15 protein-coding genes and 5 pseudogenes are annotated in these 13,476 nt (G+C 67.3%); 7 read left to right on the top strand and 13 right to left on the bottom strand.

Annotated elements, in window-relative coordinates; translation table 11 throughout:
- The first annotated feature begins 4 nt into the window (after positions 1-4).
- On the top strand, positions 5-658 hold the full coding sequence (locus OG735_RS40210; RefSeq protein WP_327328065.1) for a hemerythrin domain-containing protein: 654 nt from the start codon (positions 5-7) through the stop codon (positions 656-658).
- Complete coding sequence (locus tag OG735_RS40205; protein ID WP_327328064.1) at positions 655-1,341, top strand: SDR family oxidoreductase; 687 nt, start codon at positions 655-657, stop codon at positions 1,339-1,341. The genes OG735_RS40210 and OG735_RS40205 overlap by 4 nt, the downstream gene beginning before the upstream one ends.
- Positions 1,342-1,596: 255 nt before the next feature.
- Here the strand turns inward: OG735_RS40205 and OG735_RS40200 are convergent, their stop codons facing one another.
- Entirely contained in the window at positions 1,597-1,932 is a 336-nt protein-coding gene (locus OG735_RS40200) for a hypothetical protein (protein WP_327328063.1), read from the bottom strand.
- Positions 1,933-2,450: 518 nt separating this feature from the next.
- Positions 2,451-2,786 (bottom strand): annotated as a pseudogene (locus OG735_RS40195) (pentapeptide repeat-containing protein); the annotation flags it as partial.
- Positions 2,787-2,983: 197 nt separating this feature from the next.
- On the opposite strand from OG735_RS40195, the pseudogene OG735_RS40190 reads away from it, so the two are divergent.
- Positions 2,984-3,093, top strand: a pseudogene (locus OG735_RS40190) (barstar family protein); the annotation flags it as partial.
- A gap of 75 nt (positions 3,094-3,168) precedes the next feature.
- Here OG735_RS40190 and OG735_RS42225 read toward each other — a convergent pair.
- From OG735_RS42225 to OG735_RS40175, 3 genes and pseudogenes are all read right to left on the bottom strand, one after another.
- Positions 3,169-3,414 (bottom strand): annotated as a pseudogene (locus OG735_RS42225) (DUF6766 family protein); the annotation flags it as partial.
- Between the two features lie 243 nt (positions 3,415-3,657).
- Positions 3,658-4,659 (bottom strand): glutathione S-transferase family protein, encoded by a 1,002-nt coding sequence (locus tag OG735_RS40180; protein WP_327328627.1) that lies wholly within the window; start codon positions 4,657-4,659, stop codon positions 3,658-3,660.
- Between the two features lie 188 nt (positions 4,660-4,847).
- Positions 4,848-5,405, bottom strand: coding sequence for a hemerythrin domain-containing protein (locus OG735_RS40175; protein WP_327328062.1), 558 nt, complete (start codon positions 5,403-5,405; stop codon positions 4,848-4,850).
- Positions 5,406-5,681: 276 nt separating this feature from the next.
- On the opposite strand from OG735_RS40175, the gene OG735_RS40170 reads away from it, so the two are divergent.
- Entirely contained in the window at positions 5,682-5,819 is a 138-nt protein-coding gene (locus OG735_RS40170; RefSeq protein ID WP_327328061.1) for a hypothetical protein, read from the top strand.
- Positions 5,820-6,203: 384 nt separating this feature from the next.
- Here OG735_RS40170 and OG735_RS40165 read toward each other — a convergent pair.
- From OG735_RS40165 to OG735_RS40135, 7 genes and pseudogenes are all read right to left on the bottom strand, one after another.
- A pseudogene (locus OG735_RS40165) lies at positions 6,204-6,915 on the bottom strand (aldo/keto reductase); the annotation flags it as partial.
- Between the two features lie 64 nt (positions 6,916-6,979).
- Positions 6,980-7,480 carry a metallophosphoesterase family protein gene (locus OG735_RS40160; protein WP_327328060.1) on the bottom strand — a complete coding sequence of 167 codons (501 nt, stop codon included), beginning with the start codon at positions 7,478-7,480 and terminating at the stop codon, positions 6,980-6,982.
- 736 nt (positions 7,481-8,216) lie between these two features.
- Entirely contained in the window at positions 8,217-8,447 is a 231-nt protein-coding gene (locus OG735_RS40155) for a hypothetical protein (RefSeq protein WP_327328059.1), read from the bottom strand.
- An 865-nt stretch (positions 8,448-9,312) separates the two neighbouring features.
- Positions 9,313-10,461 carry a glutamate--cysteine ligase 2 gene (locus OG735_RS40150; RefSeq protein WP_327328058.1) on the bottom strand — a complete coding sequence of 383 codons (1,149 nt, stop codon included), beginning with the start codon at positions 10,459-10,461 and terminating at the stop codon, positions 9,313-9,315.
- A 465-nt stretch (positions 10,462-10,926) separates the two neighbouring features.
- The gene (locus OG735_RS40145; RefSeq protein WP_327328057.1) at positions 10,927-11,139 is read right to left on the bottom strand and encodes a DNA-formamidopyrimidine glycosylase family protein; all 213 of its coding nucleotides are present in this window, start codon (positions 11,137-11,139) and stop codon (positions 10,927-10,929) included.
- A gap of 248 nt (positions 11,140-11,387) precedes the next feature.
- The gene (locus tag OG735_RS40140) at positions 11,388-11,543 is read right to left on the bottom strand and encodes a DUF6381 family protein (protein ID WP_327328056.1); all 156 of its coding nucleotides are present in this window, start codon (positions 11,541-11,543) and stop codon (positions 11,388-11,390) included.
- 164 nt (positions 11,544-11,707) lie between these two features.
- Positions 11,708-12,088, bottom strand: a complete 381-nt coding sequence (locus tag OG735_RS40135) for a helix-turn-helix transcriptional regulator (protein WP_327328055.1) — start codon at positions 12,086-12,088, stop codon at positions 11,708-11,710.
- A 126-nt stretch (positions 12,089-12,214) separates the two neighbouring features.
- Between OG735_RS40135 and OG735_RS40130 the strand changes: the two genes are divergently transcribed.
- The gene (locus tag OG735_RS40130) at positions 12,215-12,658 is read left to right on the top strand and encodes an STAS domain-containing protein (protein ID WP_327328054.1); all 444 of its coding nucleotides are present in this window, start codon (positions 12,215-12,217) and stop codon (positions 12,656-12,658) included.
- Positions 12,659-12,712: 54 nt separating this feature from the next.
- A pseudogene (locus OG735_RS40125) lies at positions 12,713-13,015 on the top strand (IS5 family transposase); the annotation flags it as partial.
- On the opposite strand, the gene OG735_RS42220 reads toward OG735_RS40125, so the two are convergent.
- A complete protein-coding gene (locus OG735_RS42220) occupies positions 13,010-13,267 on the bottom strand; it encodes a GNAT family N-acetyltransferase (RefSeq protein ID WP_442812648.1) in 258 nt (85 codons plus the stop codon). The pseudogene OG735_RS40125 and the gene OG735_RS42220 overlap by 6 nt on opposite strands.
- Before the next feature lie 9 nt (positions 13,268-13,276).
- Here OG735_RS42220 and OG735_RS40120 point away from each other — a divergent pair, with 9 nt between their 5' ends.
- Positions 13,277-13,441, top strand: coding sequence for a hypothetical protein (locus OG735_RS40120; RefSeq protein WP_327328053.1), 165 nt, complete (start codon positions 13,277-13,279; stop codon positions 13,439-13,441).
- The last annotated feature ends 35 nt before the right edge of the window (positions 13,442-13,476 follow it).

Below are 13,476 nucleotides of genomic sequence, written 5' to 3'. Positions count from 1 at the left end.
TGTTGTGAGCACGAATCCGCCGGAGTCCGCGGGGATCGTCGAGACGCGGCTACTGCACAAGATGCACCGGGCCGCGACGTCCCTGCTGGCCGACGCCGCACAGCGCGACAACGCCCCGTCGGCCGCACTGGCCGAACTGCGTGACTTCCTGGTCGCGGCGCTGCGGCATCACCACGAGAGCGAAGACGATGTGCTCTGGCCGCAGTTGATCGCCGCCAACCCGGTGGCCGGCGCCGTGCTGAGCGAACTCAGCACGGAACACGATGCGCTGGACGCGGCATTGGACGCGCTCGCCGTCGCTCCCGTGCAGGACGATGCGGACCGGGCAGCGGTGGCCGCCGCGGCAGCCAGTGTGCGCGACCTGGTGCACCAGCACCTTGAGCACGAGGAACCGGTGCTGTTTCCCGCGTTGGCAGCGCACATGTCAGATGAAGCCTGGACCGAGTTCTCCCGCGCGGTGATCGCCTCGGCCCCGCCCGTAGGGGCCCACCTCAACCTTGGTTTCTTCGAACAGGTGGGCACTCCCGCCGAGCTCGCGGTGGTCACAGCGAACCTGCCGCAAGCCGTTCTTCCCCTCGTGCCGGCCATGCGTGAGCAGGCCAAAGCCACCCTGAACAGCCTTCACACAACCGACAACGTAAGGACGGTCATCGCGTGACCAGCACACTCATCGTCGGCGGCAGCGGCGGCCTGGGCGGAGTGATCGCCCAGTACTTCGCAGACCGCGGTGACGACGTCATCATCACCAGCAGGGACAAGGCACAGGCCGAGACCATTGCCGCCGGGATCGGCGTCGGCGTCCGGGGGCTGGCCCTCGACCTTGCCCAACCCGAAACGATCAGCGCCTCGTTGGCCGACGTGGCCGAGGTCGACAATCTTGTCATCACCGCGGTCGGGCAGGCCGCGAACACGCTGGCGCAGTTCAACATCGCTGATGCCGTGACGGCCGTGACCATGAAGCTCGTCGGCTACGCCGAGACCGTCCGTGTGCTGCGCGACCGGTTGAGCCCAGGCGCTTCCGTCGTTCTTTTCGGCGGGCTCGCCAAAGAACGCCCGTATCCAGGCTCGACCGTCGTCACCACCTTCAACGCCGGAATCACCGGCCTGGTGAAGACCCTCGCGGTGGAGATGGCTCCGCATCGCGTCAACGCCCTGCATCCGGGCCTGATCGGCGACAGCCCCAAATGGCGCGACGTTCCCAACCCACCGCACTCGGCCCAGACACCGATCGGACGACTGGTGACGATGGCCGAGATCGCAGACGCCACCGATTTCCTGCTCCGCAACACCGGCATCAACGCCCATGACCTGTACATCGACGGCGGCCTGCTGGCCACCTGACCCACAACACCATTGGCAACTGAGCCACCACACTGCTCGTCGCTCGCCCTTATCCGGCGCTGACCGACGATCACCTCCACGAAGCCGATCGAAGGCCGCCACCACACCCAAACCCACGCTCCGCCGGGCCCCGTGAGCCAGGCCAGGTTCTCGGCGACGATGTCCCGTCCACCGAGATCCTGGACCGGCCCCAGGTGACTGCGGCACCGTTCATACGACTGTGATCCACATTCTCGCGGTCCGATCGCGGAACGTTCAGGCGCGGAGTGGAGCGTACGAAGCAGTCGCCCACACCCATCGATGTCGGGGACACAGACGAAAGCAGCTGCCGATGTTGTTCCACATGAAGGCGTCCTGCCACCCCGACCGACCGCCGGCCCACCCGCTCAGCGCGTCGATCACCTTCTCCTGGGAGATCGTCCGGGTCTGATAGTGCTCAGCTGCGGTCCCGTCCCGGAACTCCAGTTGATAGGTGTTGTCGTCCCTCAACCACACTTGCACATACCAATCGCCATCTGCCTCGTCGTCAACTCGCTCGACGATCACGAAGGCATTGCCCCGGCCCAAATTGGCCACCATTTCACTCAGCACTGTTGGGCTTCTTCACCAGACGACCGCGTTCGTCTCTCGCTTGCAGCATGGGCCGATCTTCACCCATGGGTCTGACACCAGGACCAGCCCCTGACGCTCACTGACCATCCCCAGTTGGTTCGCTCCGCGAAGCAACTGGGGATCAAGAGCACCTTTGAGGAAAATTCGAGATCGGCATCACGGTCGGTGCGCATCGCCTCCATTCGCCGGCGCACCGGTGCGCACCCTCCGGATGCGCATCGGATGCGGTCACTGACGCGCGCCGGGGGCCCTGTGGCGGGGCGGGCACCCGAGCCCCACCGCGACCCCGCACGACCAGGCCCTGGTCTCGCCGCTGCGGTACCGCCGCGGCCTCTGCGGGCAGTTCTGCCGAGCTGCACAGAAGATTTCACTGTGCGGGGCGCTGACTTGCACACTGAAATCTTTCGCGGGTCGGCTTGCGACGGTTGGGGCGCACCGAGTGCTTCAGTGCCCGACGCCGTGGTCGCCTGTTTCCGTTGCTGTGGGAGCGACAGCTGTCAACGTTTGACGCGGCCGCGGATGGCCAGGACGGCCAGGCCCAGCAGGACGGGTTCGGTGAGGCGGGTGGCCATCTCGGTGTAGGTGCCGGTGGTGGTCAGGTCCTGGCCGGAGGAGCGGAACACCACCGAGTTGATGACAATCCGCAGGGACTGCTCGAACCGCTCGGTCGACAGCAGACGGTCACGGTACGGTCCGTCGGGGTTGACCGGATCGGGCGTCTTGGTGGTCATCGTGATGCTGCGACCGGTGAGGGCGCCGGTGCTGGTGGGCTTCGGGTCGTCCTGCGGCAGGCCCCAGAGCATCATCGCCAGCACGGTAGCGGTCATGGCTGCAGCGCGCTGTCGGGCCACCCGCACCTCGGACCGCGTCGCACCCCGGCCCTTCACCGGACGCTCGCCTGCGCGGCACCGAGCTGACCCGGCGAACTCCTCCAACCCATCACGACACGCAGCGAGTTCATCCGCGAGGCGAGTAGCGCCACCCTTGGGGCCCATACCGAGAGTGGCGCTACGGCTGAGAGTGTCTGGTTGTGAGCGAGCCGTGTTCGGGCTGCCAGAGTGGTTCGGCCGGAACCTGGACGCGTGGTCGGACACGATCGCGACCCGCGGCATCTCTGAAGTGATCGACAGCCACGACATCACCACCGCCGACGCCTGACACCCGCACACCAACGACGACCTGCTGCGCGTCAGTTCCCTCGATGCCTGTGGCGCGGTGGGGTGCGCCGACTGGTTTGGATTCGAAGCGATCCGCGTTGGCGGAGGTAGACGGAGAGGATGGCCATAGACACGACGGCGAGAGTAATTCGGACTGCCAGTTCTGCAGAGCGCGGCTCCACACGTCGATGGGGAACAGGTAGTAGCCACAGCGGATCGGGGCCTGCAATTGTGGTGGAAGCTCTTCGTCGTAGCCGATCGGCGAGGGATGGGCCAGCTTGGCGAAGTGCCGCAGCCGCGCCACGCCACGGCCAACGCTGAGGCTCGGTGACGGCCGGCACCCGTCGTGTCCTTGAACCACGCGAGCGTCTGGCCGATCGCCCACTCCTGCGCCTCTTCGACCTACCGGCGCGATGCTGACCTTTTCGAGGGGTAGCTGCAGATATCCGTTGGCGGAGTCACCCGGGCAGGCGGCGGCTCGCGCGCGGGCTCCCGGATGGAGACGGCGGACATGGCGCTGGACGTGGCCGGGAGCAGAGACGCCGGCTCAGGTAACCGGCGGTGTGTGGCCGGCCGGCACTGCCTCCTCGGGTGCGACCGGCTTGGGCGGCGTGCCGTCGCCGAACGGCCGCCCGCCCAGCGCTGCGCGGTCGTGCGGCTCGAGCCAATCCGTCAGGTCCGGGCCGGCCGGCACGATCCTGGTCGGATTTATGTCACGGTGCACCGTGTAGTAGTGCCGCTTGATGTGGTCGAAGTCGACCGTGTCGCCGAAGCCGGGCGTCTGGAACAGGTCTCGCGCGTACGCCCACAGCACCGGCATCTCGGAAAGCTTGTGCCGGTTGCACTTGAAGTGACCGTGATAGACGGCGTCGAAGCGCACGAGCGTGGTGAACAGCCGCACATCCGCCTCGGTGATCGTGTCGCCGACGAGGTACCGGGACTCTTCGAGCCGCTTGGCGAGCCAGTCCAGCCGGGCGAACAGGCGCTCATAGGCTGCGGCGTACGACTCCTGCGACCCGGCGAAACCGGTCCGGTAGACGCCGTTGTTCACGTCCTTGTAGACCACCTCGTTCACCGCGTCGATCTCCGACCGCAGCGCGGGCGGGTAGAGCGCCGGCGATCCGTCGCGGTGGTAGAGCCTCCACTCCAGCGACATGTCGATCGTGATCTGCGGGAAGTCGTTGGTCACCACCTTGCCGGTCGGCACGTCGACGATCGCCGGCACCGTGATGCCCCGGTCGTAGCCCGGGTCGCGGGCGAAGTACGCCTCCTGGAGCCGCTCGATGCCGAGCACCGGGTCGCGGCCGCCCGGGTCGAGGTCGAACGTCCAGCTGCGCTCGTCGTGCGTGGGCCCGGCGATGGCCATCGACATCGCCCTCTCCAGGCCGAGGAGCCGCCGTACGATCACCGCCCGGCTGGCCCACGGACAGGCCCGGCTGACCACCAGCCGGTAGCGGCCGGGCTCCACAGGGAAGCCGTCGCGTCCGTCGGTGGTGATCCGGGTGGTGATGTACCGGCTGTCACGCGAGTACTCCCCGCCGCGGTTCACATAGCTCACTTCAGCGCCATACCCAGGAACAACAGCAATGAAAAGGGAGAATAGCCTCAAATGCCATCGGTATCGCACTGTGATCGAGAGCAAAACCGGAAAGACCAGCTCTCGGTAGCCGGTCCCAAAAAGGTTCGAGTAGTCGACGAAGACATCCGGTACCCGCCCGCCGTCCTTGAAACCTGTTGCTACTTGCCGCGGCCTGTGACGAAGTCACGGGCCCGGTCGACCAGCCCGATACCAGGAGCCAGGAGTTTGATGGCCGGCGGTGAGGTGGGAGCGCCGGGGTGGGGACGCGTGGGGGCGGTCTTCTTCGCGTTCCGGACCTTCTCGCCCAGGCTCTCCAGGACAAAAGGATGACAGCCCTGGCGCAGCTGAACGAAGAGATTATCCTCCTCATCCTTGACATGTGCGAAAACTTCCACCCTGAGATTCACCAGGAGCCGGTTGAAATCGAGGTCGTCGGCGTCCCTCGCCTCAAGGCCCTTGAGCAGCTGCTCCAAACGGCCGTGGTCAGCGAGCTCCTTGTCCGCCAGGGCATCTCCGTTTTCCAGGTACTCGCGCACTGCGGGGTAGAGGTGCATCTCCTCGGCCACTGAGTGCCGTACCAGCTCAATGGTCAGCTGGTCGAGCAGCTGCTTACGCTCCGCCGACCCAGGCGTGACCTCCTCGATCTGCGCGAAGAGCTCGCCCACCTCACGGTGGTCGGCAGTCAGTTCCGCGATGACATCCGGAGCGTGTGCCATGCCGCATGCTGCCTTTCCCTCGGGCCGATCGCAGCCGACTACTGGCGTAACAGAACGACGCCTTCCCTCTCCCCCGGCTCGTAACGCTCTGGGAGGCAGATTTGAGCCGGATGCCGTCAAGGGCGACGGGCTCTTGGCGGCGCGCGGTTCCTGGATGGGACCATCGTCGGAGCTGCCCTGTCCGGCCTTCTCGTCCGCACCGAGCGGTAGCCCGCCCCAGCTGCTGGCGTACAGGTCCAGGACACGGGCGGCCTTGGGCGATAGTCGGGGTCGCTGATGAAGATCCAGGAGCGGTGCTGCCAGGGCCTGATCGCGTCCTGGTCCAGCCAGCGGCGCACGGTGAACGCCGAGATGGGCCGGGGCGATCCGGCGGACGACGGCCTCGCGCGCCAGTTTCGGGCACGACCAGCGTGACAGCGGCGCGCCTGCCTCGGCGGGAAGCTGACACGCCAGGGCCTTGACCTGTGCGGCCTGCAACGCGGTGAAGACGGCGGGCCGCCCCGGACGCTGGAGGTCGGCCAGTCGAGCACGCCCAGGTCGGCGAACCGGACCCGCCAGGTGCGCACGGTGTCCACGTACACCCCACCTCAACAGCGATCCGCGCGTTGGACATGCCCCGCGCTGCCAAGAGCACGATCCGCGACCGGACCCTGGCCTGGTGCCGAGTCTTGTGACCATAGGCCGCCTTCTTCAGCCGTTGCCGCTCGGCGGCGGTCAGGGCTATCGGGCAGGCGGCAGGAACAGGCAAGGCAGACAAGCCGATCAGCAGGAGTGGATCACAACGGCAGGGGGTCTTGTTCATGCTGTTTCGTGGTGGAGGGCGTCCAGGACGGTGAGTTCGTCCTCGGAAAGGCGCAAAGAGCCGGCGGCCACGTTCTCGGCGATATGGTCGGGCTCGCCAGTACCGGGGATGGCTAGGACGTGGGGGCCCTGGTGCAGAGTCCACGCCAGCCGGATCTGGGCTGCGCTCACTCCGCGGGCGCGGGCGATGGCGTGCACCTCCCTGCTGTCGTCGGTGGTCGCGCCGACCGTGCGTCCGGTGCCGGCGATCGAGTAGAACGGCACGAACGCGATGCGCTGTTCACCCCAGATGTGCAGGAACTCCCTCTGCCCGGGCGATGCGCCGATGCCGTACATATTCTGGACGCAGACCACCGGAGCGATGGTCTGAGCCTCGGCGAGGTGGTGGGGGCGGACGTTGGACAGGCCCAGGTGACAGATGAGTCCGGCCTCGCGCAATTCGGCGAGTGCGCCGAAGCATTCGGCGATTGAATCGGTGCCGACGATGCGCAGGTTCACCACATAGGTGGTCACGGCCGAGCTGGCGAAGGTTGTCCTCGACCTGGCCGCGCAGCTGTTTGGGGGTGGCGTGCGGCAGCCACTGGCCCGAGGGATCGCGGCCCGGTCCGACCTTGGTGGTGATGACGAGATCGTCCGGGTAGGGAGCCAGTGCCCGGTTGATCAGCTCGTTGGCGGAGCGCAACGGCGAGAAGTAGAAGGCGGCGGTGTCGGTGGCCGTGCCGGCCAGCCCCCGTATGGAAAAGGAGCGGACTCCGGGCTCTTCAGCGAGACGGTCAGCGCCGCGGCAGCCGATGCAGCCGCACCTGGCCGACGGCACCCGCTGCCACTTCGGCGGTCATGTACGTGCAGTACGGCTGACGCCTGCGATCGGTCGGTGAACCCGGGTTCAGCAGGCGCAGCCTGCCGTCGGCCGTCGTGTCCCACGGAATGTGGCTGTGCCCGAAGACCAGCACGTCCAGTTCGGGAAACCGCTCGATACACCGTCGTTCGCGCCCCGGCGCCGGGCCGGTCTCGTGGACGACGCCGATGCGGAGCCCTTCCAGTTCCACGAGCGCCACTTCGGGCAGCCGGGCCCGCAGGTCCGCCCCGTCGTTGTTGCCGTACACACCGACCAGGCGCTTCGCCCGCGCCTCCAGCAGGTTGAGGGTCGCGGTGTCCACCCAGTCTCCGGCGTGTATGACAACGTCGACGCCGGCGATCCGGTCGAGGAGTTCCCCCGGCAGCGCCTTGGCCTTCGTGGGCACATGGGTGTCGCTGGTCAGTAGCAGGCGCACCCTTTCAGCGTATGGGGTCAGTCGGCCTCGAGCCGTTCTGCTCCTCCAGGCGGTCCATGCTGTTTTCCAGCGTGCGTCCACGACGTCGTCCGGTAGTGCGCACTCCTCGTCGAAGAAGGAGAGACGCACCGTCACCTCGCTGGCTGTTCGCTGCCGATGCCCGTCACCACCGGGGTCGGCCCCAGCATCCCGTGACCTGCGATTTCACCGCATCACAGAGGCATCGGCTGCGCCGCAACGGAGAGCCGCTGTATTGCTGACCAGATAGTTCGGCGAGGCCCTCACCACCTCGCCACACCTCTGCGGCGCAGACGCCACATGGACACCGCGCTGCCGTATTGCTGGGGGAACAGCGCGGCCCAGCGGGCAGCCCCCGCAGGCGGATCCGGTGTGGCCGCTCACCCGTGCACCCGACCGTGCCAACATTCTCCAGCTCGGCCGGCCCTCTGCCGACCGCAGCGCACCAGCACGGCACCACTGGCTCCCGCGAGCATCCACGCAATACCCAACGAATGATCAAGAGTTCAGAAGCGGCCGGGCCGCCGGCACCCTCGTCCTCGCTCGCCGTACAGGGGGTCGGGGAGCGCCTCTGGCGGTCCAAGCCGGCGTAGGCTCACCACATCATGAACGGCTCGCGTGGCCTGCTCCGAGGGGACGCAGCGCCCGCTGCCCCTCCGCGAACGGATCGGTGTCGCGTAGCGCGCTGCGTGGGCTGACCCACGCTCAGGGCATGGTGTCAGCTGCCAAGTCGCGCACGCAGCAGTTGCTTGCCCAGTTCGGCGCCCTTACGGCTGTCTGCCTGGGCCTTGCGGAACAAATCGACGACTTCGGTGTCGCTGTCGCGTTCCCCATCCTGGATGAAGGTCTCCATCCGCAGCGCGTTGCTCAGGCACGCCTCGATGTACCAGATCAGGTTGTAGTCCTTGTCCTTCGTTCCAGTGACCTCTCCGGCCTCGCTGCTGGTCATGCTGTCCCTTCCTTCATGGTCTGCATGTGCGTACTGGGCGACCATGCACCCGCCTCGATGTACCGGTATCACCGCCCCGGAGAAAGACGTGTTTCACGCCAACGGCCGCGAGTCAGACCGACGGCTGGGCGCGGCCTGATCCGCCTGATCCGCCTGCTGCCGCCGGCGCGGGCACACCTACATGCTGCTCGGCACACATTCATAACGAGGCTGCATGCGCAGCAGCACCACGGTCCTCGCCAAGAGGGCCCGGGTCCGGTACAGGGCCGGGTCCGGGGGTTGGTCCTGGAGGAGATGGCGCGGGGTCCGGCGAAGGTGGCGCAGGGTCCGGCGTGGGATAGGGGCTCGGGGGAACAGACATGTCGTCCCTCCAAGGAGAGGAAGACGCCCTTGGGTAACCATCCCACTGGCGAGACTGTACGTACCGAAGCGCCGCTATGTGCCAAAGCAGCGTTCTCGGGCGGTCGGACTCCCCTTCTTCGAGGCGCTGGCTGCCCGGTACCAGGCCGAGCACCAGCGGACCGTGCTGACCAGCCGGGTCATGCGGCTGACCGGCGATGCGACGAGGGGCGATAGGGCGCGCACCACCACCCGTATTCCGCCGCACCGCCGAGGCTGCCGGAACCGGCGACTTCGCCGCCCGGCTGACAGCACCGCGCTGGCGTCCCACTCCGCCACCGCGGCAGAACTCCTCCAGCCCGAACGACTCTGTCCGCCGCCCCCGCAAAGCCCCGTCAGGGGCGTCGCTGAGGACCTCACAGTGGGGCCGGGCAGTTGCGCGGCCAGGATCCTAGGCTTCCCCGGGTGTGTCCGGGAGACGAGCGTCGATCCAGCCGGCTTACCGGGCGGCGTCCGACCTTTCCGGTCAGCCCTGGGTGCGGCTCACGCATTCTTTGACGACGTTCCGGAGGTTGCCCGTCCTCTCCATTAGTTCGCGCTGGACCCGCGCTCCGTTGCCGGTGGCCAGCAGGGTGTTGATCGCTTCCCGAGCGGGCACGAGGTCACCCGTGTCTTCGAGTTCGTCCCGCGCGTGGTCGAATAGCGCCCGCACCACTGTCTCTGCGGGTGCGGGTCGCATGCTCAGGGGATGGATCAGCTGATGTTCCAGGCCGTACCGGCCAGCCTGCCAGACAGCCATGCGCAGCAGGGCCACCCCGTGCCGGGCGGGCGGCTCGCCCTTCTGCCACTGACGGAAGGCCGTTTGCACGAGGCCACGGGACAAGGTGGCGAGCAGCACCGTCGTCGACGGGTCCAGGCACACGTCCGCCACCCGGATTTCGACGGTGGGGTAGCGGTGGGACAGCCGGGCGTCGAAGTAGATCATGCCTTCGTCCCGCAGCACGCCGGTGCCGAGCAGCTCTCGCACCTGTTCGTGGTACCGATCCGCGGAGCCGAAGACCTCCACAGGACCGGCGGAGGGCCAGCGGCCCCAGACCTGGCTGCGGTAGCTGCCGTATTTGCTGTCCTGGCCCTGCCAGAACGGGGAGTTTGCGCTCAGTGCCAGCAGCACGGGCAGCCACGGCCGGATGCGGTCGAGGACCGCGACACCCTCCTCGTCTGAGCCGACAGAGACATGCACATGACATCCTCCCGTGAGCTGCTCCTGCACGGTCAGCCCGAACTTCTCACCCATCCACCGGTACCGCTCGCTGAACCCGATCGAGGGGCTGACGGGCAGAGGAGAGGTGGCAAGCGCGGCGACGGCCGCGCCCAGCCCCTCCGCGTGGCGGGCGGCCTCGGCCCGCCAGCGCCGGATCTCGTGCGCGAGGCCATCCATGGCGACCTGCGGCCGGGTGGCAAACTCGAGCTGCTCGCGTTGCAGTTCCGCTTCGAAGACCTTGTTCTTGTCCTTGCGGACGGCCTCCCGGGAAGCGGCGGCCAGCACGGTCGCCGACAGGGCGCGAGGCTCACCGCTCTCGGCGTCCACCAACAGCAGTTCTTCCTCGACACCCACGCTGCGCACGACGACTGCCTTCCCGCGGCCCGGCCGCAGCTGGCCCACCTTCTTCGGCATACCGCCGCACGGAGTCTCTCATCCACGGTGCCGACTAGTGGTCGGATGCCCGCCAAACGGGGAGCGACACCTCGCGGCGCCCTCTCGTGGCGCGCACGCCGACCACCCGTTGCACGGGACAGGCGAGCCGACAGCGGAAACCCCGATATGCCGCGGTGATGGGGGCGATAGCGCCGCAGCCGATTCGCGGCTTAACTGTCGGTGCACGCTCGACCAGTGGAAAGGGGAAAGGTTGCCCTTGTGCCGGTGGCTCGTTTACTCGGGTACGCCTATCCGGCTCGAAAGCGTTCTCTACCGGCCCTGCCCCGGCCAACTGCACGCCCTGCAGTTTGCGTTGATCGCGATAGCGCAGGTTCCGACCATCGTCGAGCGTCAGCACGAGCGGTCATACGCTTCAATCGGTTCGTCCGCAGAGCAGCACCACAGTGATCCCTCATGCCGAAATGACACACAAAGGTTGGCCCATCACCCGTTGGCGCGAACAACCATTTGCCGTGACGCCACGCCTTCCCAAGACGCCTTCCTGAGACGCCTTCCCTCGAGTTCTCTCCGCAGCCGTTTCTCGGTGACGCCCCGCAGAACTCCGGCGTCGCGCACCTCGATGGCCGTGACGCGCCGACGCCGGCTGCAGCTGATCAGCGCCTGACGGAATCCTTCGACATCCGGCAGTTCGGGCATGGCTTCCTCCGCAGCCTTGCTCGTCGTGCGGCCGCTGTTCGCCGAACGCCTACCCCAGTCGGCCGAGCCCACACCGGCGCCGAAAGGCGCCCCTCCGTGACCACGGGAGACTGTCACGCCGGTCGACACCAGAGGCGATGTCGACGGCGCGGCGTCACGCCGTGACTTCGAGCCGTCGTCGGGCGGCGCGGACCGAGCAGCGGTGCCGGAGTACGTCCCCCAGGGGTTGGCATCCAGGCGCCCGGCGATCACGTCCTGCTCGCTGTGCCCCTTGCGCCGACGAGCTTGTCCTTCAGCCGCTGACACCCTTGGGGGTCGCTCGCACGCTCCGCGGCCTGTTCCAACTCCTGCGCCTCGGCACGCATCTGCTGAGCCCGACCGCCGGGTTCGCCTGCAACGCTCATGATCACTCCTTGGTACGGGGTGAGCGGACACACCAGCGAAACAGCGCTCACGCCCCCAGCCTTTCGAAGGCTCACCCGGCGTTGTCCACGCAGTTCCCATGCCCCGGCGGTCCTGTCAGGAGACTCGGTGGCGTGCACCGTCCCGGTGACAGACCGCCGGGGTTTCACGAGTCCTGCGAATGTGCCGCGTCGGAGGGACTGGGCTCCCGACCCGGCTCGGCCGCGTCGTCGCCTCCCGCGCCGGGCAGTCCCGCCGGGCTTGCCAGGGCTTCCAGGAGCGGGGCAATGTCCCGGTGCCCTTCCGCCGGATGACGGAACCTTCCTCCGATCAGGCGGTATTTGTTCCGTCGGCCCTCGCGCGTGCGCGTCAGGTACCCGGCCGCCTCCAGGTCGGAGACAACAGCTTGGACGGTCCGCTCAGTCAGGTCGAGAGAGCTGGCAAGATCGCGGATCCGGACCCATGGATCGCGCGAGATGGCCGAAAGCACGCGAGCGTGATTGGTCAGGAACGTCCATGTGGTGCGGGGCGCCGGGGCTTCGTCCATGAACCCATCGTACGTTCCCTCATACAGGTTTTGCATCACCCGAAACTAAATTCAGGTATCTATTGACGTATCTCGCGGTACGGCTCAACATGAGGACAGAGGATTTGCCGTTCCAGGGAGATGATCATGGCTTCCCGTTCAGGCCTGTCCAAGAAGCCCGACCCGCGCCCCGTGCGCCCGACCTTCAGCAACCGCCTCGCACTCACAGTGACCGGGGTCGCCGGTGGCCGCGCCCGAGTGGTCGCGGCGGGCGAAATAGACCTGGACAGCGCACCAGATCTACATCGGGTGCTCGACGCGGCCCTGCAAGCGTCCACCGGCCTCGAAATCGATCTCGCCAGGGTGTCTTTTTGTGACTGCTCCGGTCTTCAGGTCCTCATAGACATCCGCCACAAGGCCCTGTCGTCCGGCCAGACCGCGGCAGTGATCGACACCAGTCCCTGCGTGTGGAGGCTCTTCGACCTGACCGGCACCCTCGACGTCCTGGCCGCTACGACTCGCGCTGGCGCGGACAGCGATCCCCTGCCCCCTCTCCGCGGCGAGACAGCCATATCGGAATCCGGCGGCTGAGAACCTCGAAGGCCTGATCATCCGTGAGCGGTCGGCTCGCCTGCCAATGAAACCCGGCCCGACCACGTGCGCACCAACAAGACGTAAGCCTCCCGCAAGAACCGCGGCTACCCGCGCCGGCGCGGGATCTGCTGCACCATCCCGGACAAGGCCGACCAGGTCCGCAACCGCAAGAGGCGCGGCTCGAGCGGCGGCCGGCCGCCGAAGTTCGACAAGAACGACTACCGCGAGCGCCACGCGGTGGAGTGCGGGATCAACCGCCTCAAGAGGCACCGGGCGGTGGCCACTCGCTTTGAGAAGCTCGTCGTCCGCTATGAGGCCACCGTCCTAGTCGCGGTCATCAACGAGTGGCTATGACGCGCAGGCCCGTGGCAAGGCCAGCTCATAGCGGCTGACCCAGGTGACGGGACCGTCCTCCAACCGCTGACCAGGAGCACCGCCCACGGGCACGTCTCCGCGGTGCGCGAAGCCATGGGCCTCGTAGTAGGCACGCAGTCGATCATTGGACGTCACGCAGTCCAGCCGCAGGTAGTTGGCGCCCCGTTGCCGTGCGGCATTGGCTGCCCAGTCGAGAATGCCAGCCCCGAGCCCCGCCGCCCATCGGAGCACGGCCACGCGGTGCAGGTATCCCGCCGCCCCGTCGGCATCCGCCCACAGTGCGCTCTCAAGGCGTTCAAGCACTGGCTGGCAGTGCTGCGCCATGTGAAGGAGGTGAGCGGCAGTGTTGCCGCCACCTGCCGCTACTACGGCATCAGCCGTCAGTGCTACAACCTCGCCGGGTAGGTGATAGCCACTTTGGCCACTGACATGAGCTGCTG

Source organism: Streptomyces sp. NBC_01210 (assembly GCF_036010325.1).
Lineage (GTDB): Bacteria > Actinomycetota > Actinomycetes > Streptomycetales > Streptomycetaceae > Streptomyces.
Note: the sequence above shows the minus strand (reverse complement) of the source record. Positions and strands in the feature narration are given on the sequence as shown.